20 protein-coding genes and 1 pseudogene are annotated in these 21,254 nt (G+C 71.8%); 14 read left to right on the forward strand and 7 right to left on the reverse strand.

Features of this window, described 5'->3' with window-relative positions:
• Nucleotides 1-34 precede the first annotated feature (34 nt).
• Nucleotides 35-1,141 (reverse strand): citrate synthase 2, encoded by a 1,107-nt coding sequence (locus EF879_RS03940; RefSeq protein WP_123554672.1) that lies wholly within the window; start codon nt 1,139-1,141, stop codon nt 35-37.
• Between the two features lie 145 nt (nt 1,142-1,286).
• On the opposite strand from EF879_RS03940, the gene pdxH reads away from it, so the two are divergent.
• The 6 genes and pseudogenes from pdxH to EF879_RS03970 all read left to right on the forward strand — a co-directional run bounded on the left by pdxH (nt 1,287) and on the right by EF879_RS03970 (nt 6,966).
• Nucleotides 1,287-1,997 (forward strand): pyridoxamine 5'-phosphate oxidase, encoded by a 711-nt coding sequence (pdxH, locus tag EF879_RS03945; RefSeq protein ID WP_123554674.1) that lies wholly within the window; start codon nt 1,287-1,289, stop codon nt 1,995-1,997.
• Nucleotides 1,994-3,301 (forward strand): annotated as a pseudogene (locus EF879_RS03950) (MFS transporter); the annotation flags it as partial. The gene pdxH and the pseudogene EF879_RS03950, both read left to right, overlap by 4 nt.
• A 348-nt stretch (nt 3,302-3,649) precedes the next feature.
• Complete coding sequence (locus tag EF879_RS03955) at nt 3,650-4,591, forward strand: aldose 1-epimerase family protein (protein ID WP_123554678.1); 942 nt, start codon at nt 3,650-3,652, stop codon at nt 4,589-4,591.
• Nucleotides 4,592-4,631: 40 nt separating this feature from the next.
• Complete coding sequence (locus EF879_RS03960) at nt 4,632-5,306, forward strand: nitroreductase family protein (protein WP_123554680.1); 675 nt, start codon at nt 4,632-4,634, stop codon at nt 5,304-5,306.
• A 156-nt stretch (nt 5,307-5,462) separates the two neighbouring features.
• The gene (locus EF879_RS03965) at nt 5,463-5,762 is read left to right on the forward strand and encodes a type II toxin-antitoxin system VapB family antitoxin (protein WP_123554682.1); all 300 of its coding nucleotides are present in this window, start codon (nt 5,463-5,465) and stop codon (nt 5,760-5,762) included.
• A 22-nt stretch (nt 5,763-5,784) separates the two neighbouring features.
• On the forward strand, nt 5,785-6,966 hold the full coding sequence (locus tag EF879_RS03970; protein ID WP_123555374.1) for an acyl-CoA dehydrogenase family protein: 1,182 nt from the start codon (nt 5,785-5,787) through the stop codon (nt 6,964-6,966).
• 18 nt (nt 6,967-6,984) lie between these two features.
• On the opposite strand, the gene EF879_RS03975 is transcribed toward EF879_RS03970, so the two are convergent.
• The 5 genes from EF879_RS03975 to EF879_RS03995 all read right to left on the reverse strand — a co-directional run bounded on the left by EF879_RS03975 (nt 6,985) and on the right by EF879_RS03995 (nt 12,124).
• Nucleotides 6,985-8,010: an ABC transporter substrate-binding protein gene (locus EF879_RS03975; RefSeq protein ID WP_123554684.1), complete on the reverse strand. Its 1,026-nt coding sequence runs from the start codon at nt 8,008-8,010 to the stop codon at nt 6,985-6,987.
• Nucleotides 8,011-8,277: 267 nt separating this feature from the next.
• Nucleotides 8,278-9,435, reverse strand: a complete 1,158-nt coding sequence (locus EF879_RS03980) for an endo-1,4-beta-xylanase (RefSeq protein ID WP_123554686.1) — start codon at nt 9,433-9,435, stop codon at nt 8,278-8,280.
• Between the two features lie 332 nt (nt 9,436-9,767).
• Entirely contained in the window at nt 9,768-11,231 is a 1,464-nt protein-coding gene (locus EF879_RS03985; protein WP_158624105.1) for an ABC transporter substrate-binding protein, read from the reverse strand.
• Nucleotides 11,224-11,727, reverse strand: coding sequence for an RNA polymerase sigma factor (locus EF879_RS03990; RefSeq protein WP_123554690.1), 504 nt, complete (start codon nt 11,725-11,727; stop codon nt 11,224-11,226). The genes EF879_RS03985 and EF879_RS03990 overlap by 8 nt, the downstream gene beginning before the upstream one ends.
• A gap of 91 nt (nt 11,728-11,818) precedes the next feature.
• On the reverse strand, nt 11,819-12,124 hold the full coding sequence (locus EF879_RS03995; protein ID WP_123554692.1) for a hypothetical protein: 306 nt from the start codon (nt 12,122-12,124) through the stop codon (nt 11,819-11,821).
• Between the two features lie 352 nt (nt 12,125-12,476).
• Here EF879_RS03995 and EF879_RS04000 point away from each other — a divergent pair, with 352 nt between their 5' ends.
• From EF879_RS04000 to EF879_RS04030, 7 genes are all read left to right on the forward strand, one after another.
• On the forward strand, nt 12,477-13,271 hold the full coding sequence (locus tag EF879_RS04000) for a helix-turn-helix transcriptional regulator (RefSeq protein ID WP_233604202.1): 795 nt from the start codon (nt 12,477-12,479) through the stop codon (nt 13,269-13,271).
• Entirely contained in the window at nt 13,268-13,465 is a 198-nt protein-coding gene (locus EF879_RS04005; RefSeq protein WP_123554694.1) for a DUF397 domain-containing protein, read from the forward strand. The genes EF879_RS04000 and EF879_RS04005 overlap by 4 nt, the downstream gene beginning before the upstream one ends.
• Nucleotides 13,466-13,597: 132 nt before the next feature.
• On the forward strand, nt 13,598-14,422 hold the full coding sequence (locus EF879_RS04010) for a DUF4230 domain-containing protein (protein ID WP_123554696.1): 825 nt from the start codon (nt 13,598-13,600) through the stop codon (nt 14,420-14,422).
• Between the two features lie 137 nt (nt 14,423-14,559).
• Nucleotides 14,560-15,081, forward strand: a complete 522-nt coding sequence (locus EF879_RS04015) for a SigE family RNA polymerase sigma factor (RefSeq protein ID WP_123554698.1) — start codon at nt 14,560-14,562, stop codon at nt 15,079-15,081.
• Complete coding sequence (locus EF879_RS04020; RefSeq protein WP_123554700.1) at nt 15,078-16,250, forward strand: hypothetical protein; 1,173 nt, start codon at nt 15,078-15,080, stop codon at nt 16,248-16,250. Before EF879_RS04015 ends, EF879_RS04020 begins: the two co-directional genes overlap by 4 nt.
• 314 nt (nt 16,251-16,564) lie before the next feature.
• Nucleotides 16,565-17,617 (forward strand): twin-arginine translocation signal domain-containing protein, encoded by a 1,053-nt coding sequence (locus tag EF879_RS04025; protein ID WP_123554702.1) that lies wholly within the window; start codon nt 16,565-16,567, stop codon nt 17,615-17,617.
• Complete coding sequence (locus EF879_RS04030; RefSeq protein WP_123554704.1) at nt 17,614-19,122, forward strand: hypothetical protein; 1,509 nt, start codon at nt 17,614-17,616, stop codon at nt 19,120-19,122. Before EF879_RS04025 ends, EF879_RS04030 begins: the two co-directional genes overlap by 4 nt.
• Before the next feature lie 54 nt (nt 19,123-19,176).
• Here the strand turns inward: EF879_RS04030 and EF879_RS04035 are convergent, their stop codons facing one another.
• Complete coding sequence (locus tag EF879_RS04035) at nt 19,177-19,383, reverse strand: PspC domain-containing protein (protein ID WP_123554706.1); 207 nt, start codon at nt 19,381-19,383, stop codon at nt 19,177-19,179.
• Nucleotides 19,384-19,662: 279 nt separating this feature from the next.
• Between EF879_RS04035 and EF879_RS04040 the strand changes: the two genes are divergently transcribed.
• Nucleotides 19,663-21,033, forward strand: a complete 1,371-nt coding sequence (locus EF879_RS04040) for an L-serine ammonia-lyase (RefSeq protein WP_123554709.1) — start codon at nt 19,663-19,665, stop codon at nt 21,031-21,033.
• Nucleotides 21,034-21,254: the final 221 nt, after the last annotated feature.

Here is a 21,254-nt window from a genome sequence, read left to right on the forward strand (position 1 = left end):
AAAAGCGCTAAGAAGGGGCCCTTCCTAACACATCTCAGGCATTGTGCGGGATGGCGTCCCAGCCCTCGACCTCGTGCGGCTTGCGGGGGCCGTGGCCGACGTACCGGGCCGACGGACGGATGAGCCGGCCGAACCTCTTCTGCTCCAGGATGTGCGCCGACCAGCCGGCCACCCGGGCGCAGGTGAACATCGAGGTGAACATGTGCGCCGGCACCTCGGCGAAGTCGAGCACCACGGCCGACCAGAACTCGACGTTGGTGGCGAGCACCCGGTCGGGCTTGCGCTCCTGGAGTTCGGCCAGGGCGGCCTTCTCCAGCGCCTCGGCGACCTCCAGCCGGGGGGCGCCGAGCTCCTTGGCGGTCCGGCGGAGCACCCGGGCGCGCGGGTCCTCGGCCCGGTAGACCCGGTGGCCGAAGCCCATCAGCCGGTCACCCCGGTCGAGGAGGCTCTTGACGTACCCCTCGGCGTCGCCGCTGCGCTCGACGGCCTCGATCATTTCCAGCACCCGGGACGGGGCGCCGCCGTGCAACGGGCCGGAGAGCGCGCCGATGCCAGAGGAGATGCACGCCGCGGCGTCCGCGCCGGTCGAGGCGACGATCCGGGCCGTGAAGGTGGAGGCGTTCAGCCCGTGTTCGGCGGCGGCGATGAAGTACGCGTCCACGGCCTTGACGTGCCGAGGGTCGGGATCGCCGCGCCAGCGCTTCATGAAGCGTTCGACGATGGTCTCCGCCTTGTCGATCTCCTTCTGCGGCACCGCCGGCAGGCCGAGGCCCCGGGCCGACTGGGCGACGAAGGAGAGCGCGGTGACCGAGACCCGGGCGAGATCCTCCCGGGCCTGCTCGTCGGAGATGTCGAGGAGCGGGTTCAGCCCCCAGTACGGGGCGAGCATCGCGACCGCGGACTGCACGTCGACCCGGATGTCGCCCGAGTGCACCGGCACCGGAAACGGCTCGGCCGGCGGCAGACCGGGACCGAACCGGCCGTCGACGAGCAGCGCCCAGACGTTGGCGAAGGAGACCTGCCCGATCAGGTCCTCGATGTCGACCCCCCGATAGCGCAGCGACCCCCCTTCCTTGTCGGGCTCGGCGATTTCGGTCTCGAAGGCGATCACACCTTCCAGCCCCGGTTTGAAGTCGGACATGTGCGCTCCTGGATCGTTGTCCGTGCCCTCGGGGCTCGTTCCGGTGTGCCCGGAGGAGCCTCCGGCGAACGCAGGGATGTATTCGTGCCATCTTGCCTGCTACGCAACTAACTTGCGAGCGGGCGAGATTGTGCCGTACGCGACAATGCGGTCGCCCGCCGTCAGGGTGACGGACGCCGAGGACGAGGAGAGAGACGTGGCGGGGAACACCGTGCCGCCGGCCGCGCTGCGCCGGGAGTACACGTCGACCGAGGGGCTGTCCCGCGCCGATCTGGCCGCCGAGTGGTGGGTTCAGTTCGACCGCTGGTTCGCCGACGCGGTCGCGGCCGGGCTGCCGGAGCCGAACGCGATGGTGGTGTCGACCGCCGACGCGCAGGGGCGGCCCAGCTCCCGGACGGTCCTGCTGAAGGGGTACGACGAACGCGGGCTGGTCTTCTACACCAACTACGAGTCGCGCAAGGGAACCGAGATACGGGCGAACCCGTACGCGAGCCTGCTGCTGCCGTGGTTTCCGATGCAGCGGCAGGTGGTGATCTGCGGCACGGTGGTCCCGGTGGATCGGGCGGAGACGGAGGCGTACTTCGCCACCCGGCCCCGCGGGTCCCAGCTCGGGGCCTGGGCCAGTCCGCAGTCCCGGGTCCTGCCGGACCGGGCCACCCTGGAGGCGGGGTTCCGGGCCGCCGCCGAGCGGTTTCCGGAGGGGACGCCGGTGCCTCCGCCGCCGCACTGGGGCGGCCTGCGGGTCGTACCGGAGACGGTGGAGTTCTGGCAGGGGCGGGCCAGCCGGTTGCACGATCGACTGCGCTACCGTCGGACCGGTGCGCAGGATTGGATCATTGAACGACTGGCGCCGTGACTGAAAGTGGCGGGAATACGACCGAAAGTCGTCGAACGCGCGGCTGGTTCACCCGGTTGGCGATCGACGTACGACCGCTGCAGGTCCCGGCGTACCGGCGGCTCTGGCTCGGCACCGGCGTGTCGATGTTCGGCTTCCAGCTCACCGCGGTCGCCGTACCGGTGGAGATGTACACCCTGACCGACGAGTCGCTCTGGGTCGGGCTGCTCGGGGTCGCCGGGTTCGTCCCGTTGCTGATCTTCGGGCTCTGGGGCGGTGCGGTCGCGGACGCCGTGGACCGACGTCGACTGCTCCTCGCCAGCTCCCTGCTGATGTGGCTGTCCACCCTGGGGCTCCTGGCCCAGGCGCTGCTCCGGGTCGGCAGCCCGGTTCTGCTCCTGGCACTGGTCGCCGTCCAGACGATCGCGTTCGCGGTCAGCTCCCCGACCCGGGTGGCGATCATCGCCCGGCTGGTCCCCGCGCCGTTGCTGCCGGCGGCGAACACCCTCGGCTTCACCACCTCGACGGCCGGCGGGGTCCTGGGACCGCTCGCCAGCGGACTGGTCTTCTCGGCGCTGCCGGTCGAGGGAGCCCTGCCGGTGGCGTACGGCGTCGACGCACTGCTGTTCACCGTCTCGCTCTGGGCGACCTGGCGGCTGCCCCCGATGCCCCCACTCCTCGACGAGGGCACCCGGGAGCCCCGGCGACTCGGGCTGGCCAGCGTGGCGGACGGGTTCCGCTACCTCGCCGCCGCGCCGGTACTGCTGCTCTCCTTCGCCGTCGACGTCATCGCGATGCTCTTCGCGATGCCCCGGGCGCTCTTCCCCGAGGTGGCGACCGAACGCTTCGGCGGCGGGGCGGCGATCGGCTGGCTGTACAGCGCGATCGGGATCGGCTCGATGCTCGGTGGGCTCACCTCCGGCTGGATCGGCCGGGTCCGGCGCCAGGGCCTCGGGCTGCTGATCGCGGTCGTCGGGTGGAGCCTGGCGATCGCCGCCGCCGGGCTGGCGAGGCAGCTCTGGCTGATGGTCGGGCTGCTCGCCCTGGCCGGCTCCGCCGACCTGGTCAGCGCGGTGCTCCGGCAGTCGATGCTCCAGGTGTACGCCCCGGACCGGATGCGGGGTCGTCTCCAGGGCGTGAACATCGCCGTGGTGGCCGGTGGACCCCGACTGGGTGACCTGCGGGCCGGCATGATGGCCTCGTTCTGGGGCGCCGGGATCTCGTGGGTCGGCGGCTCGGTGCTGGCGGCGATCCTCGCCGTGCTGGTCGGGCTCCTCTTCCCGGCGCTGCTGCGCTACCGGGCCCCGACCGAGGAGCAACTGGACGGGGCCGGCACGACCGGCTCGGCGGACGGGCCGGCGGCGAAGACCGGCGCGGGGCTGGCGGCGGAGCCCGATCCGGCACCGGCCGCGGAGCCCGATCCGGCGCCGGCTGCGGAGACCAGCGCGGGGTCGGCGGTGGAGCCAGATCCGGCGCCGGCCGCGGAACCAGGTACGGGGTCGGCGGCCGCGACCGGTCGGCCGGAGGCGGGGACGGTGACGGCCGGTAGGGCGTCCGGTCGGTCGGGCACGCCGCCCGGGCAGCCGGGCAGCTTCCCGGGGTAACGGTTATCGTCCGGTCAGCGACCGAGCCGCGGCGGCCGTCGCCGACCGTGGCCGAGCGAGGAGCAGCGCATGGAGAACGTCACAACGGCGGTGCGACCGCTGTCCGGTGCACAGTGGACGATTTCGGCCGACGGCCACGAGGCGGTGGTGGTCGAGGTCGGCGGCGGCCTGCGGGCGTACCGGGCGAAGGGGGTCGACTACGTCGACGCGTACGGCGAGGACGAGCTGCCGGCCGGAGCGGCGGGCCAGATCCTGGCGCCCTGGCCGAACCGGATCCGGGACGGTCGGTACACCTTCGGGGGCCGGTCACTGCAACTGCCGTTGACCGAACCGGAGCGGCACACCGCCCTCCACGGGCTGGTGAACTGGCTGCCGTGGCGGCTGGTGTCGCAGCGCTCGGACAGTCTGGTGATCCGGTGCGAGATGCCGGCGCAGCTTGGCTACCCGTGGCCGCTGGAGTTCCAGGCCGAGTGGCGGGTCGGCGCGGACGGGCTGCGGGCCGAGCACCAGGTGACCAACGTGGGGCGGGAACCCTGTCCGTTCGGGTTTTCCGTACACCCGTACCTGCAACTTCCCGGGGTGGCCGTGGACGACCTGTTGCTGCGGGTACCGGGCCGCAGTCGGCTGCTGCTGGACGGCCGGCTGCTGCCGATCGGCGCCGTGAAGGTCGCCGGCGGGGAGTACGACTTCACCACCCCCCGCCGAATCGGCCCGGCCGTACTCGACGTCGCCTTCGGGGACCTGGACCCGGACCAGGTGGACGAGAACGGCTCCAGCGTCACGCTCGTTAGCCCGGACTCGTCGGCGTCGGTGAGCATCTGGGCCGACCCCTCGTTCGGTTGGTGGCAGGTCTTCACGGGTGACACGCTGAGTGGTGAGCGGCACCGCCGGTCGGTGGCGGTGGAGCCGATGACCTGTCCGCCGGACGCGTTCCGCTCCGGCAAGGACGTGATCGTTCTGGAGCCGGGCCAGACCTGGCGGGCGGTCTGGGGTATTCGCCCCGGGGCCTGAACCCGGGGTCGGGCGGGCGGCGGCACGAGGGAGGCGCGGGGTGGAGTTCGCGACGGTCGTGCGGCGCCGTCGGATGGTCCGCAACTACGATCCGGACCGGCCCGTCCCGCCCGAGGTGGTGACACGGCTGCTCGACCACGCCGTCCGGGCGCCGTCGGCCGGGTTCTCCCAGGGTTGGTCCTTCCTGGTTCTGACGGAGCCGGCGGACCGGGAGCGGTTCTGGGCGGTGACCAGTCCGGGCGGCGGCGGCCGGGGACGCCCGGCCGATCCGGGTGGCCGCGCCAGCCGATGGCTGACCGGGATGCGCCGGGCGCCGCTGATCGTCGTGCCGCACGCGAACCGCGCCGTCTACCTCGACCGGTACGCCGAGCCGGACAAGGGCTGGACCGACCGGGACGAGGCGCGCTGGCCGGTGCCGTACTGGTACATCGACACCGGGTTCGCCGCGCTGCTGATGCTGCTGACCGCGGTCGACGAGGGGCTCGGCGCCTGCTTCTTCGGAATCCCGCCAGAGCGCACGTCGGCGTACCGGGAGGCGTTCGGCGTGCCGGAGGAGTTCACCCCGATCGGGGCGATCACCGTGGGGTACCCGGCGCCGGATCACCGCTCGCCGTCGCTGCGCCGCGGACGGCGGCCGATGTCGGAGGTGGTGCACCACGGTCGGTGGGGGCGGAGCGATGGGTCCGGCAGTGGTCCGCAGGATCACCAACGGTAGTAACGAAACTGACATCTGGGAACAAACCGCCAGGTCGCGCCGGGTCGCTAGGCTGGCGAACGTCATTTGCAATTCGCGGCTTGCACGTGAGGGCGGGCCGCCGAGTGGGAGCGCAAGGGGTCGGGCCAGCACGGCCATGGGGAGGAGCGTGCCGTCGTGATCTTCAAGGCGGTCCGGGAGGGGCGTCCGTACCCGGACCACGGGCTCACGCTGAAGCAGTGGGCGGAGATTCCACCGCGCCCACTGCGCCTCGACCAGCTCATCACGACCAAGCGGGAACTCGCGCTCGACAAGCTTCTCGCCGAGGACTCCACGTTCTACGGCGACCTCTTTCCGCACGTCGTCGAGTGGGGCGGCAGCCTCTACCTGGAGGACGGGCTGCACCGGGCACTCCGGGCCGCCCTCCAGCAGCGCAACCAGATCCACGCCCGGGTCCTGGTGCTGCCGTCGTCATGACCGGGTGGAACGGGGAGACGCCGTGAGGGGGCGGGGCCGGACGTACCCGCTGGACCTGCTCGACCTGGACGGCGCGCTGACCGAGGAGGAGCGCGGGATCCGCGACGTCGTGCGCGAGCTGGTCGCCACCCGGGTACGCCCACACGTCGCCGACTGGTACGAGCAGGGCCGGGCACCGGTGCGGGAGCTGGCCGTCGAGTTCGGCGCGGTGGGCCTGCTCGGCATGCACCTGACCGGGTACGGCTGCGCCGGCGCCTCCGCGGTCGCGTACGGGCTGGCCTGCCTGGAGCTGGAGGCCGGCGACTCGGGGGTGCGGTCGCTGGTCTCGGTGCAGGGCTCGCTGGCCATGTACGCCATCTGGCGATACGGCTCCGAGGAGCAGAAACAGCGGTGGCTGCCGCCGATGGCGGCCGGCGAGACGATCGGCTGCTTCGGGCTGACCGAGCCGGACCACGGCTCCGACCCGGCGTCGATGACGACCCGAGCCCGCCAGGACGGCACCGACTGGGTGCTGACCGGCGGCAAGATGTGGATCACGAACGCCCCGGTCGCGGACGTCGCGGTGATCTGGGCCCGCACCGACGCCGGGATCCGCGGCTTCGTCGTACCGATGTCGACGCCCGGGGTGACGGTGCGGGAGATCCGGCACAAGATGTCGCTGCGCGCCTCCGCGACCGGCGAGATCACGCTGGACGAGGTCCGGCTACCGGCCGAGGCGCGACTGCCGGAGGCGGTCGGGCTGAAGGCGCCGCTGAGTTGCCTGACCGAGGCCCGGTACGGCATCGTCTGGGGCGCCCTCGGCGCGGCCCGGGACTGCCTGCACACCGCGCTGGACTACGCCGCCACCCGGGAGCAGTTCGGCCGGCCGATCGCCGCCTTCCAGCTCACCCAGGCCAAGCTGGCCGACATGGCGGTCGAGCTGCAGAAGGGCTACCTGCTGGCGCTGCACCTGGGGCGGCTCGCCGACGCCGGCCGGCTCCGGCCGGAGCAGGTCAGCGTCGGCAAGCTCAACAACGTCCGGGAGGCACTCGCCATCGCCCGGCAGTGCCGGACGATTCTCGGCGCGAACGGCATCAGTGGGGAGTACCCGGTGCTCCGGCACGCCAACAACCTGGAGAGCGTGCTGACCTACGAGGGGACCTCGGAGATCCACCAACTGGTGATCGGGCAGCGCCTCACCGGCCACTCCGCCTTCGCCGGCTGACCGCCTGCACCGCGCCGATCAGATCACCTTCTTGGCGTTGCGGATGGCGGTGGCCAGGGTCTCCAGGGCGGCGGCGCTGCTGGCGTACGAGAACAGGGGCTCGCTGTTCCAGCCGACGACCTGGTTCGCCCGGACCGCCGGGAGCTGGTTCCAGGTCGGCTTGTTGGTCAGGTCCTTCGGTTGCAGCGTCGAGCTGCGGTTGTCGAGCAGCAGGATGTCGGCCGGGTACTTGTCGGCGTTCTCCCAGCTCAGGCTCTCGAAGTAGCCGAGGTTGTCGAGCTTGTCGGGGACGATGACGTCCACCCCGAGGGACGTGTAGTAGAGGATGTCGGAGTTGACGCGCGGGTTGGAGGCGTAGAAGAGGTCGGCGGCGGCCGAGCAGGCGAGGACCCTCAGCCCCGGGTTGGCGGCCACGGCCTGCCGGATGCTCTCGGCGGCGGCCTCGAACCGCGCCTTGGCCTCGACGACCCGGGGTGCGGTCAGGTCGGCGCCGAGCGCGGCGGCTAGGTCGGCGTGTCGGGCGATCACCTTGTCCAGCGGGGCGCGGGAGGCGGCGAGGGCGAGGCTCGGCGCCAGCGGAGCGATCTTGTCCTTGCTCTCGTCCGGCACGTACCAGAGCGAGCCCTCCTCGTACTGGTGGGTGACCAGGAGGTCGGGCCGCAGCGACGCGTACTTCTCGAGGTTGAACTCGCCCCAGGTGTTACCGACGATGGTGACCTTGCTGACGTCCAGGTTGCCGGCCTGCACGTCCGGGCTGCCGTCGGGTCGGGTGGTCGGGCCGAAGACCCCGACGATCTGGTCGGTCACGCCGAAGTCGTAGAGCGCCGCGGCGGTGCCGACGAACGCGACGACCCGCTGCGGCCGGCCGGGGGTCGTGACCGTCTGACCCCGGTCGTCGGTGAAGCTCCAGGCGCCGTCGCCGGCCGCCTTCGCGCCGCCCGATCCGCCCTCGTCCGCGCCGCAGGCGCTGAGCAGGGCGCCGAGGCCGAGCGCGCCGGCCGCCCGGAGGACGTTTCGGCGGGTGAGCTGGGGACTGCGGGTCATGGCGTACGGCTCCCTCGAACGCGGGGTCGGGCGGTGGGGCCGGCGTGCGGCACGGTGGCACGCGGCCGGCGCGGGCCTTAGGTTAGCCTGCCCTAAATTGCTGCTGTCAAGCCTGGGAGACCGACGCCACCGCCGTACGCAGCGATTTCGGGAGCCGTCCGCCGACCCGGACGGTCGGGCTGGACGGTCGGGCCGGGTGGTCAGGCCGGGTGGCCGGGCCGGGCGGCGGGAACGGACCCCGGTCGTCGCCCGGCTCCGGCCGACCCGTCAGAAGCCGCGCCTGCGGTTCGGGTCCGAGGCGACGGCGAGGACCTGCTGGAGGCCGCGGTACGCCGGCTTGGGCTGGAGGTTCTCGTCGAACGGGGTGGCCGCCCCCTGGCCCTCGAACCACTCGGGAACCCAGGAGTACTTGTCGGTGAAGCCCCAGACGGTGAACATCACGCACTTCGGGGTGAGCAGGCAGGCCGACAGCAGGGTGTTGAAGCTGCCGACCTGGCCGGCCTCCTTGTAGGTGTCGGTCGGCAGGAAGTACCGGACGTCGACCTCGGTGAACGCGGTCTCCAGCCCGAGCCGGTCGAACCGGGCCAGGTTCTGCGGGGCGTCGATCGGCAGCGGGTACTGGAGGTCGAGGTGGCCCTGGAAGCCTATGCCGTGCAGCGGCACCCGCCGCTTGCGCAGCTCCTTGGCCAGCTCGTAGTAGGCGGTGCTCTTCGGGTTGATGCCGTCGATCGCGTAGTCGTTGAGGAAGAGCTTCGCCGTCGGGTCGGCGGCGTGCGCCCAGCGCAGCGCGTCGGCGATGTAGTCGGGGCCGAGGTGCTGGCGGAAGATCGTGTCGCGCAGCACCGGGTTCGCGTCGTCGGTGAAGGCCTCGTTGACCACGTCCCAGGACCGGACCTTGCCCCGGTACCGCTTCACCACGGTGGTGATGTGGTTCTTGACGATCCTGCGCAGCTCCGCCGAGTCGATCGAGCCGTCGGCAACCCCCTCCGTCAGCCAGGCCGGGAGCTGGTTGTGCCAGAGCAGGGTGTGGCCGTGGATCTTCTGGCCGTTGCGCTGGGCGAACGCGACCAGCTCGTCGGCGGGACCCCAGTTGTACTGGCCGCGCGTGGGCTCCAGGCTCTCCCACTTCATCACGTTCTCGGCGGTGACCGCGGAGAACTCCCGGGCCGCGCGTTCGCGGTAGGCGGTGTCGTTCGCCAGGGCGGTCACGTTGATCGCCGTACCGACGCCGAGGCCGTGCCGGCGGGCTAGGACCCGCAGCGGCAGATCGGTGGTGGGGGTGGGCGAGTGCCAGCCGGGTCCGGTCTTCGGCTGCGCGGCGGGGAGCGCCCGCGGTGCCGGGGCGGCGGTGGCGGTCGACGGTCCGACCACGTAGAGCGCGCCGGCGGCGAGCGCGCCGACCATGATGATCCGGAGCTTCTTCATGTGAGGGGACCTCCAGGGATGGTGTTGGCGCCGACCGCCGGGCGGCCGGCCCGCGTCACGCGTACCGGGACGGGTGCGCGATCTCCCCTCGAACGCGTCCCGGGGATGCTTTTGCTGCACCGCGCGCTGTCAGAGATCCGACATAAATCGATGACAGCCACTATCTGGTCCAAATTCATCGGCTATGGTAAATAGCTGCCGGTGGAGCGGCCGAGACGCGGCCTGGTGGCGCACGGCCTGGGGCCGCGCGACCCGATGCCGCGCGGCGCCTGGGCCGCGCACGTCGTGCCCGGCCGCACCGGCTTCACCGCCCGCGTCTCGGGCAGCCCGACTCAGTCGGGGTGTGTCATCGCGGCGGCGAACTGCTCGGCGGTGAGTTCCGACCGGAACAGCCGGCGTAGGTTGGCGTTCAGGACGGTCGCGGTCTCCGGATCCAGTGCCTGGTCCCAGGCCAGACTGTAGGAGGGCGCCCGGGCGACCAGTTCGGAGATCGAGGTGGCGAACTCCGCGTGCGCGGTGCCGCGCAGCCGCCGCGCCGCGTCCGTGACCGGCGGCACCTCTCCCTCGGCCACCAGGTCGTCCAGGTACGCGTCACCGGCCACCGCGAGGACGAACTCGATCGCCGCCTCCGGATGGCGGGTGCCGGCGGTGATCGAGAAGTACTGGGTCGGTACGCCGACCAGGTCCGCCGGGTTCCCGGCGCCTCCCTCGACCACCGGGAACGGGACCCAGCCGAGGTCGCCGTCGAGGACGAGGTCGGGGTTCCGGGCGAGCTGGGTCGGGTACTCCCAGGTCCCCATCAGGTGCATCGCCGCCCGGCCGGTGGCCAGCAGCCGACCCGCGCCGCCGTCGTCGTAGCCGATCGAGGCGAAGTCGTCCCCGAACGCGCCCCGCTCGGCGAGCTGCCGAGCCCGCCGCAACGCCTCCAGGACCGCCGGTTTCGTCCAGGCGTCCGGTCGGCCCGCGACGATGTCCGCCGTCACCCCGGGTCCGCCGATCCGCTCGGCCAGGTACATCACGTACATCAGCTCGGTCCAGCCCTGCGCGCCACCGAGGGCGATCGGCACGATTCCCTCGGCGGAGAACCGGTCCACCAGACTGATCAGGTCGGCGTAGCTGCGCGGCGGGCGCAGCCCGGCCCGGTCGAAGACGCCCCGGTGGTAGAAGAGCACCACCGGGTGCGTACCCCGCATCGGCAGCCCGTACTGGCGGCCGTCGACCGCGCCGCCGGCCAGCGCGGTGGGTAGGAAGCGTTCCACGACCCCGGGCGACTGTCGCAGCGGTTCGGTCAGGTCGAGCAGCCGGCCGGCTCGGGCGAGCCGGGTCAGGCTCGCCCCGCCCCAGCTCACGAAGACATCGGGGGCGTTCGGATCGTCGCCGATGGACCGCAGCCGCTCCTTGTACTCCTCGTTGCCGAAGGTGGTGAGGTCGACCCGGATCCCGGAGGTTCCGCTGTTGTACCGCTGCACCAGGCGCCGGAGCGCGGAGTCCTGGCTCGGCGGCGTGATCGCCCAGACCCGGATCAGCGTGGCCGCGTCGCCCGCCGGTGGCGGCGTGGCGAACCGGCCCCCGCCCGGAATCAGCCCGGCGCCGGCCAGCGTCACGACGAGGACCAGGACCGCCGCCGCCAGACTGGCCAGCCCGGTCCGGCGCCGCCGTCGACGCCGGTAGCGTCGCCGGATCGCCGCGACGGCCTCGGGACCGGCCGCCGGCAGCGCCTCCTGCGCCTCCGCCAGGGTGGCGGCGAGTGCCTCGGCGAGCCGCCGCTCGTCCTCGGGACCAACCTTGTCAACCACGTGCGCTCCGAATCGTCGGCCGAGCGGTCCCCAGGTACGCCCGCAGCGCGCGCTTGGCACGCGCGTACCGGCTGGAGACGGTGCCCGGCGGCTCGCCGCAGATGCCGGCGATCTCGGTGAAGGTGTAGCGGTACAGCACGTGCAGCACCACGACGGTACGTTCGGCCTTGCCGAGCTCCTGGAGGGCCTGCCACAGCGCGCCGTTGCTCACCGCCGTCCCGGCGGGATCGTCGAGGCGGCGCTCCACCTCGTCGCTCAGGACCTCGCGACGCCACCGGCGCCAGCGGCTCACGTTGCGGGTCACGATGACCTGCCGGGCGTACGCCTCGGGATTGTCCCGGGCCTTGCGCCACCGCTGCCAGACCTCGACCACCGCGATCTGGGCCAGGTCGTCGGCCTCGGCCGCACTGCCGCTGATCAGGTACGCGAACCGTCGCAGGGCGTCCAGACGAGCCCGGGCGAAGTCCTCGGCGTCGCTGAAGCCACCTCGGGCCATGGCCGCAACCTACCGGATGTAAGGAAGGGCCCCCTGTTATCGGATTTGGTATATGAAGGGGCCCTTCCTAACACGTCATACGGGCGTGCGGCTACCGGTCGTTCTCCGCCCGCCTGGTGTGGCGGACGATTGCGAGGTGGGACGCCGGCCAGCCGAGGAAGCGGTCGTACATCCGGGTCGGATTGGGACCGGGCTCGGGGTTGAGCCGGTGCAGGTCGGTGATGGCGTCGAAGAGCATGCCGGCGAGGTAGACGTAGAGCGCGACCGTGTCGTCGACGTACTCGGTGACGAGGTCGGTGCGGGCGGTGGGGCAGGGCCACTCCTGGACGCAGGCCCGGCAGAGCCAGATCGGACGCCGGGGCAGGTGCGGCGTGGCGGTACGCCGAGTGTCGCTCATCGGTCGGGCACCGACCCCGCTGCCGCGGGCTGAGCCGGCGGGCTGACCGGGGCCGGGCAGTGCCCCGGCTGTCCGCAGCGGTGGTGGCGCCACCGCGGGCGCCGGACCGGCCGGTGCACCGGTCGGTCCCGCCGAGGCTGGTTCGGGTTCATGGGCCCCCTCGCACGGGTCCGGAGTTGGATGCGGGGGCCGCCTCGGGAAGGGAGTGATCTCCGGCGGCCCCCGCGCGGTTCCGCCCGTCCGCTATGTCGTGATGGTGCCGAGCGGTCCCGCTGAATCCAATCTGGACCAGAAGCCAGGAACACGAAAGAATGCCGGCAGTCACTACTCAGCGCATCCAGACACTTACAAGGTGGGTGAAAGCATGGACATGCAGATGTGGATCCGCGCGCTGAAGGCCGCCCGGGCCAGTGCCGGCGTCTCGCAGGAGCGGCTGTCGGAAATGATCAACTACAGCACCTCGCTGATCGCGCAGATCGAGACCGGTCGCCGTCGGCCGACGATGCAGTTCGCGACGGCCTGCGACACGGCGCTCGACACCGGCGGGCTGCTGGCCGAACTGCTCGACATGATGAACCGCAAGGAGTCGCCGAGCTGGTTCGCCCCGTGGCGCACCGTCGAGGAGCAGGCGGTCCAGCTCCGCACGTTCCAACCGATGCTGGTGCCGGGCCTGGTGCAGACCGAGGCGTACGCCCGGGCGGTGCTGACCGGGAGCGGGCTGCACACGCCCGAGGAGGTCGAGCACCTGCTCGCCGGTCGGCTGGCCCGGCAGGAGCTGATCAAGGGCGAGCGGCCGAAGCTCTTCACCGCGATCGTCGACGAGGTGGCGCTGCGCCGGGTGGTCGGCGGCCGGGAGGTCCAGCGCGACCAGCTCACCCACCTGGTCGAGCTGAGCCGGCTGCCGCACGTCCGGCTGCACGTCATCCCGGCCGACGCCGGGCCGCACGCCGGGATGGCCGGCGGGTTCGTCCGCGCCACCCTGCCGGACGGCGACGAGGCGGTGCACGTCGACGGGGTCTTCGGTCACGTGGTGGACCGGCCGGACGCCGTGGATATCGTGAAACGTATGTGGGACATCCTGCTCGGCGAGGCGTTGTCCGAGCGGGCGTCCGTGGAGCTGATCGAGAAGCTGGTGAGCGAACTGTGAACAACACCCCTTCCGCACCCCGCTGGCGGGTCTCGACCCGGTCCGGCAACGGCGGTGACACCTGCGTCGAGGTCGCCGACAACCTGCCCGACCGGGTGCTGGTCCGGGACAGCACGGACCGGCAGGGTCCGGTGTTGACCTTCACCCCGGACGCCTGGCGGGCCTTCGTCGCCGGCCTCGCCGGTCGGCGGTGAACCCGCGGTAAACCCGCCTGAGCTGGGCAGACGCGGGTCGGCCGGAGGCCGGAACGGCTCGATTCGCGGGTGTCGTACCGGGGCCGTACCGTCGTAGTCAGACACTTCTCTGATGAGGACGGTGAGGGCGCGATGTCCCGACCTGGCGATGTCCACCAGCCCACGCGCGAGTTCCCCGAGTACGCGAAGGGGCAGGCGACCCCCGCCCCGGCCGATCCCTGGGCGGGCGCGGCCGACACCGAGCGCACCGAGCCCTTCGACGCCGCCGAGCGCCCTCACCCCGACGCTTCCGACTCGCCGCCGCCGACCGGCGGGCGGGGCCGGGGGCGCGGTCTCCTCATCCTGGCCGGGATCGTCGGCCTGGCGGTGGCCCTGGTGTTCGGCGTGCAGGCCAGCGGGATCCTGCCCGACTGGCGCAACCCGTTCACCAGGGAGGAGACCGACCGCAGCCAGCCGCCGCTGCTGAAGTCGATCCAGGATCTCAGCCGCTACGTCGCGGCCGAGGGCAACTTCGAGGTCGTCGTCGACCTGGAGCAGAACCGGCGGTACGTCCCCGACTTCCTGCTCGGTGAGCGCACCCTCTTCGTCGGCGCCGGCACCGTCGAGGCGTACGTCGACTTCGGGCAGTTGGGCGAGGACGCCGTCATCGTCTCCCCGGACCGGACGTCGGTCGAGGTGAAGCTGCCGGCACCGCAACTCGGGCAGGTCAACCTCAACCTGGAGCGGTCGTACGTCTTCGCGGAGAAGCGGGGAGTGCTCAACCGGCTCGGGGAGGTCTTCGGCGGCGACCCGAACCGGCAGCGCGAGGTCTACCTCAAGGCCGAGCAGAAGATCGCCGAGTCGGCGCGCAGCAGCGGGCTCGGCGAGCGGGCCCAGGAGAACACCCGCAAGATGCTGGACCAGATGCTCCGCTCGCTCGGCTACGAGCAGGTCACCATCACGTACGTCCAGCCGTAGGCCCGCCCGGCCGGCCGAGCGGTCGACGCCGGGAGCGGTACGCAGGGAAGCCGTACCGCTCCCGGCGTTTCTTCGTGTGCCAGGCAGCGGATGGCACCGAGCCCGCGTTGTCACCGGTATGACTGACAGGTACCGGCATGAACGCTGACCTCGAACGCGAGTACAGCGAGTTCGTCGAGGCCCGGTCGCACGCGCTGTTCCGTACCGCACTGGCCCTGACCGGCCATCGCCAACAGGCCGAGGACCTGTTGCAGACGGTGCTGACCCGGGGCGTCCGGCACTGGGCACGAATCCGCGCCACCGCACCGGAGGCGTACCTGCGCACGGCGTTGTACCGCGAGTACACGAGCTGGTGGCGACGGCTGCGCCGGGCCCGGGAGGTGAGCGCCGAGCAGGTGCCGGAGGTCGCCACCGCGGATGGCACGACCGCGGTCGACCTCCGACTCGCGCTGCGTGCGGCGCTGGCGCGGCTCGCCCCGAAACACCGCGCGGTGCTCGTCCTGCGCTACTTCGAGGACCGGCCGGACAGCGAGATCGCCGAAGTCCTCGGCTGTGCCGAATCCACCGTACGCAGCCAGGCCGCCCGGGCCCTGGCCCGGCTGCGCGACCTCTGCTCCAAGCTCGACATCGTTCATCTGAAGGAGACCGCGGGCCGATGAATCCACATGTCACCGGCGTCCTCCGAGACGCCTTCGAGGACCTCGCCGACTCCGCCCCGCCGCCGTCCAACCTGGCCGGGATCACGCTCGCGCGGGCCCGGCGGCAGCGGATCGTCCGGCGGACCGTCGGCGGTGGACTGGCGGCCGCCGCCTGCGCCGCGCTGGTCGGGCTGGTCGGCGCCGTCGTCCCGCCGAGCGGCGGGGCGGACCAGGTGGCCGCCCCGGGCTACGTACGCCGGTCCGTGGTCACCGCGTACAGCGGTATCGATGACGACAGGGTGGTGGGCCCGGCGCTCGACTACTCCCTGCTGTTGAACCGGAAGACGGGCCGCTACGACCGGATCCCGTACAACGTCGCGCTGCCGTCACCGGACGGAAGCCGGGTGCTGGTCGGCGAGGGCGACAACAGTCCGGCATATCCGAGGCGGTCCGGGATCCTGGACCCGACGAGCGGTGAGGTGCGGTGGTTCCCCGGCGAGCCGGACGACGAGGGCCTCACTATTGGTCCCGGTATGGGGGAATGGTCGCCCGACGGACGGCAGATTCTCTTTCAGCGCGGACCATCAAAGCGCGTACCGGATGACCACGACAACGATGGATTTACGTTGATGGATCCCGAGACGTTCCAGACGCGGTTTGTGCGGGTGCCGAATCTTCTCGCTGACAATGTGATAGGTAGCGGTCTGGTCTGGATGCCGGACGGTGACCTTCTCGCGATGACCGCCAGCCACCGCGAGGGCGACACCGCACCGGCGGTGGTGACCGAGATCCGCTTCTACGATCTCACCGGACGGCTGGTCCGGACGATCCCGGCCGGCGCGGAGCTGAGCCCCGGCGGGGTGTCGCCGGACGGGAGCATGCTGGCCCTCACGCACCCGGAGATCGTCGACTCACCGGTGACCATCGTCGACGCCGACACCGGAGCCCGGCGCGCGACCTTCACCCTGGGCAGCTCACGCCTGATCGGCTGGGTCGACGACGGTCACCTGCTGATGCGGCGTTACGTGGACGACGCCGAGCGGACCGGCTCGGACGACCCGGACCATCTCGTGGTGGTCGACCTGGCCGGGCGGGTCGTGCACACGGTCAGGGCGGCCGTGTGGTCGCAGCAGGTCTCCATCGGTTCCGCCGAGGGCCTGCCCGCCAGCGCCAAGGACCTGATCTTCTGATCACCTGATCCGCCGTCCGGCCCGGGAAACTCCCCCGGATCCCTTCGACGCGCGGCCCGACGGCCATCCCGATTCGGCGTCGGCGGCGGTGTTGGGTCGTCGTGTCGTCACGCGACGAGTCCGACCGCCGACAGTTTGGGATCGACCCGGTGCGCCGCGTGCCAGACTGACGCCGCCGCTCACGGTGGAAATACCACCGAGAGCGGCGGCGTTGGTCGCTGCGTTTCCACATTTCGTGGATATCCCGGGAACCGGCACGACCAACTCCATTGATATCCGTCAACATATCGTCGGATTCCGAGGGGATGGACACAATGACGGATCAACTCAGGAACGTGCCGGTGTCCCGGCGCGACATCATCCGGATCTCCGGCGGAACGGCCGCCGCGGTCGGGCTCGGCGCGCTCGCCACACCGGCGGGCGCCAGCGCCGGCACCGGCGGCGCGGCGGGCGGCGGTGGCGCGGCGGGCAGCGGGGAGCCCGCGGTCGCCGACGGGGTCGGTTCGGCGGCCCTGAGCCCGGGCGCCCGTACCCGGCTCCGCTCCGGCGGCGCCGACCTGCTGATCCGGGACGGGTCGCCGCACTGGTGGCTCAGCCCGGACATCTGGGTGGTGCCCGGCACCGACCCGAACGGTACGCCCGGCACCCCGGCGGCCGGCGACACCGCGTACGTCTGGGCCCGGGTGCAGAACACCGGCCGGCAGGACGCCTTCGGCGTCGAGCTGAGGTTCTACTGGGGCAACCCCTCGGTGCAGATGTTCTACAGCACGCTCAACCTGATCGGCACCGCCTACGCCGACATCCCGGCCGGGGACACCCAGGATGTTCTCTGCCTGGTGCCGTGGCACGTGGTGACCGTCAACAACGGACACGAGTGCCTGGTGGTCGTCGCCAGCGCGCCGGGCGACCCGCCGCTGCCGGACGCCGTCGACCCGGTGGGCTACCCCAACGTGGCGCAGCGCAACCTCACCCTCGCCAGCGCCGGCAAACAGGACTTCAAGCTGACCCTGACCGTCACCGCGCCGCGCCGGGAGTCGAAGTGGGTCCGGATCGGCGCCCAGATCGGCGGCGAACTGCCCAGGGAGACGCTGAAGACGCTCGACCTGACCGACAGTAAGCCGGTGGAGAAGCCTGTGGTCGAGGTCGGCTTCGCGGAGAAGCCGATCACCGATCCGAAGGAGGGCATCGGCGTACCGGAGCTGGAGCTGGAGGTTCCGGCCGGGCGCAGCGTCCCGGTCTATCTGACGATCCGCGGCGGTGCCGACCTGGGCGCCGGGCAGTACCAGCTCGTCGAGGTGTTGGAGACGCAGGACAAGCAGACGCTGGGCGGCATCTCGTTCGCCGTGGTCGGGGAGGGACGCAGGTGACCAGTACGCCGATGGCGGTGCAGACCCGGCCGTTCGCCGTGGAACCGCTGACGAACGTGATGCTCCCCGACGGCATCTTCGACAACGCGCTCTACAAGCTCCGGATCGCCTGCCACTTCACCAACACCTCGACCACCGACCTGACCAACGTGACCATCTACCTGGAGAGCGTCGGCGACCCGGGCATCGTGGTCACCGGTCAGACGTACACGTTCGCGACGATCCCGGCCGGCGCCTCGGTGCTGGTCTCCTGGGCCGCCGACTTCCGGCACGCCTCGCCGGGCAAGCCGCTGGTCAGCTTCGTCGCCCGAGCGGACGGGTACACCCCCGCCCGCTCGATCCGGCAGATCTTCGTCTCGCAGACCCGGTACGACGCCACCACCGACACCTACTCGATCCAGATCCCGGAGGGGCGGCTCGACATCTCGAAGGTCACGGTCATCCCGCCGGCCAAGGGCGGCTGGTGGGCCGGGGACAAGCCGGACAACGACAAGCGGAAGCCCTGGCCCGGACCGTACGTCCCCACCGGGCTGACCATGGTCTGGGTGCCGAATCCCGCGTACGCCGGCACCCACGGCGAGCTGCCGTTCCAGGATCCGTGGTGGAAGGTGCTGGCGGTGGTCGTCCTCGTCATCGCCGCACTGGTCGGGATCATCGCGGCGGCGGTCGGTGGCGGTACCTTCCATCCCGGCATCAGGGGCATGTTCGACGAGACCGATCCCGGGGTGATCACCGAGTGCTGTACCCCGGCCCCGGGCGACCCGGTCACGGGTGGCACCACGATCGCCGGGGTCGCCGGGGTGGTCGCCTCGGTCGCCCTGGTGGTGGCGCTCGACGACAGCGCCGACCCGCACTGGCGCGGCCAGGCGGCGACGCCGCCCCGCCCCGGCGAGCTGACCACCGCCGAGCGGGTCGAGGCGCGCTGGAAGCTCCTCGAGGAGCCGTACGCCGGGAAGCCGTACCGGGTAAACGTCCGATGGGCGTACGAGCGGATCACCACCGGCGACACCTACCGCCACGAGGTGGAGGAGGAGCAGACCAACATTCACGTCACCGAGGAGGTCACTGTCGTCACCCCGGACGCCGTCGGCCTCTCGGACCGGCTCTGGGCGCGGGCGACCTTCAAACGGCCCGACTCGACCCTGTTCCGCGGGCCCGACCTGTACGCCTTCGCGCTGTTCCGGGCGCCGCAGGGGCTCTACTTCGTGGTGCCGTTGACCGACGACGGCACCGGCTTCGACGACCACGCCGCCGACGGCACCTACACCGCCGGCCTCTACCTCCAGGACGTGTTGCCGGAGCTGAAGAAGGCCGGCCAGGAGCCGTACGGCACGTGGAAGGTCTACGTCTTCGCCCAGGACGTGAACCGGGTCGCCCCGGGCATCCCGCCGGAGATCGCCGCCCAGACCATCGGCGGGTTCTTCGTGGCCAGTGCCGTCCAGCTCACCTTCGACCCCAACCTGCCCTGCCCGCTGGATGCGCAGGCCAGCATCAAGGTCGTCTGAGCCGATCCCGTCGGCCGGTTGGGCGGGCCGGGCCACGCCCGCCCGGCCAACCGGTCAGTGGGCGGCGCGGTAGCTCCGCTCCTCGTTCGGCATGATGAGCCAGAGCGCCAGGTAGATGACCACCTGTGGCCCGGGAAGCAGCACGGAGAGGACGAAGAGGAGCCGCATGATCCCGGCGGACATGCCGAAGCGGCGGGCCAACCCGGCGCAGACGCCGGCGATCATGCGGTTGTCCCGGGGACGGGAAAGTGTGCGACTCATGGTCGTCTCCCTGGGTGACGGCGGTACGGGCGGCTGATTCCACGGTAGGCGGCGACGTCTGTGTCGCCCTCGGTCCACAGACGGATCCGCGCGACGCGGACCCCTAGGGACGTACCCGGGGAACCCCGGACGCACCCGTCCCGCCGGTGCGACGCCGCCGCCCGTCGTCGGGGCCGGTCCGGGTAGGCTCGCGGACCGGCAGGTCAGGGGCATGCTGGAGGCGTAGGCAGCGGCTCCCGGCCTGGGGTCGGCAACGGGGCCGGCCCGGGAGGAGTTCTGATGATCAGCGCGTTCGACCTGTTCTCGGTCGGGATCGGGCCGTCCAGCTCGCACACCGTCGGCCCGATGCGGGCCGCGCGGACGTTCGCCGCCGGGCTCAAGGCGGATGGCCTACTCGCCGTCACCACGCGGGTGCAGGCCGAACTCTTCGGTTCGCTCGGCGCGACCGGGCACGGCCACGGCAGCGACCGGGCCGTGCTGCTCGGGCTTCTGGGCGAGGCGCCGGAGACCGTCGACCCCGACGGCGTCGCCGCCACCGTGGCGGAGGTCCGGGCCAGCGGCCGGCTGGCCGTACTCGGGGCGCACGTGGTCGACTTCGACGTCGACCGGGATCTGGTGCTGCACCGGCGCCGGTCGTTGCCGTTCCACCCGAACGGCATGATCTTCACCGCGTACGACGCGGTGGGCGAACCACTGCGGACCCGGACCTACTACTCCGTCGGCGGTGGGTTCGTGGTGGACGAGACCGCGACCGGCGCGGACCGGATCAAGCCGGACACCACGAAGGTGCGGTACCCGTTCGCGACCGGCGCGGAGCTGCTGGCGTGGACCGCCGAGACGGGCCTACCGATCAGCGGGATCATGCTGGCCAACGAGCGGTCCTGGCGGAGCGAGGCGGAGATTCGTGCCGGCCTGCTGGAGATCTGGCGGGTGATGCGGGAGTGCGTGGAGCGGGGCAGCACCCGTGACGGGGTGCTCCCCGGTGGTCTGCGGGTACGCCGCCGGGCGGCGGAGCTGCGGCGCTCGCTGGAGGCGGACCCGGGGGCGACCGACCCGCTGCGGGTGATGGACTGGGTGACGCTCTTCGCGCTCGCGGTGAACGAGGAGAACGCCGCCGGCGGCCGGGTCGTCACCGCGCCGACCAACGGCGCCGCCGGGATCATCCCGGCCGTTCTCCACTACTACACCCGGTTCGTACCGGGCGCCTCCGAGGAGGGCGTGATCCGGTTCCTGCTGGCGGCCGCGGCGATCGGGGTGGTGGTCAAGGAGAACGCATCGATCTCCGGGGCCGAGGTGGGCTGCCAGGGCGAGGTCGGCTCGGCCTGCTCGATGGCGGCGGCCGGGCTGGCCGAGGTGCTCGGCGGCACCCCCGCCCAGGTGGAGAACGCCGCCGAGATCGGCATGGAGCACAACCTCGGGCTGACCTGCGATCCGGTCGGCGGCCTGGTGCAGATTCCGTGCATCGAGCGGAACGCGGTGGCCAGCGTCAAGGCGATCACCGCGGCCCGGCTGGCGCTGCGCGGCGACGGCCGGCACACGGTCTCGCTGGACAAGGTCATCAAGACGATGCGGGAGACCGGTGCGGACATGAAGGTCACGTACAAGGAGACCGCGCGGGGCGGGCTGGCGGTCAACGTCATCGAGTGCTGACCGGCCGGGCCGGCGTTCGGGTTCCGGCCGGGGTTCGGGCTCCGGCCGGGCGTCGACGACGGTTGCCCGCAGACGCGTTCCGGCGGTGGCGGTTGGGGATCGGTCCGGTAACGTTGGCACGTCGTCGGGGACCCGTGGCGTCGTCCCGGGGCGGGGTATGCCCGGGTTAGTCGCATTTGGGTCTTTTCTCCGACTGGTAACCTAAGTCCCATCGCGGCTGC

The organism is Micromonospora sp. HM5-17 (genome assembly GCF_003762835.1).
In the GTDB taxonomy this organism is placed as follows: domain Bacteria; phylum Actinomycetota; class Actinomycetes; order Mycobacteriales; family Micromonosporaceae; genus Plantactinospora.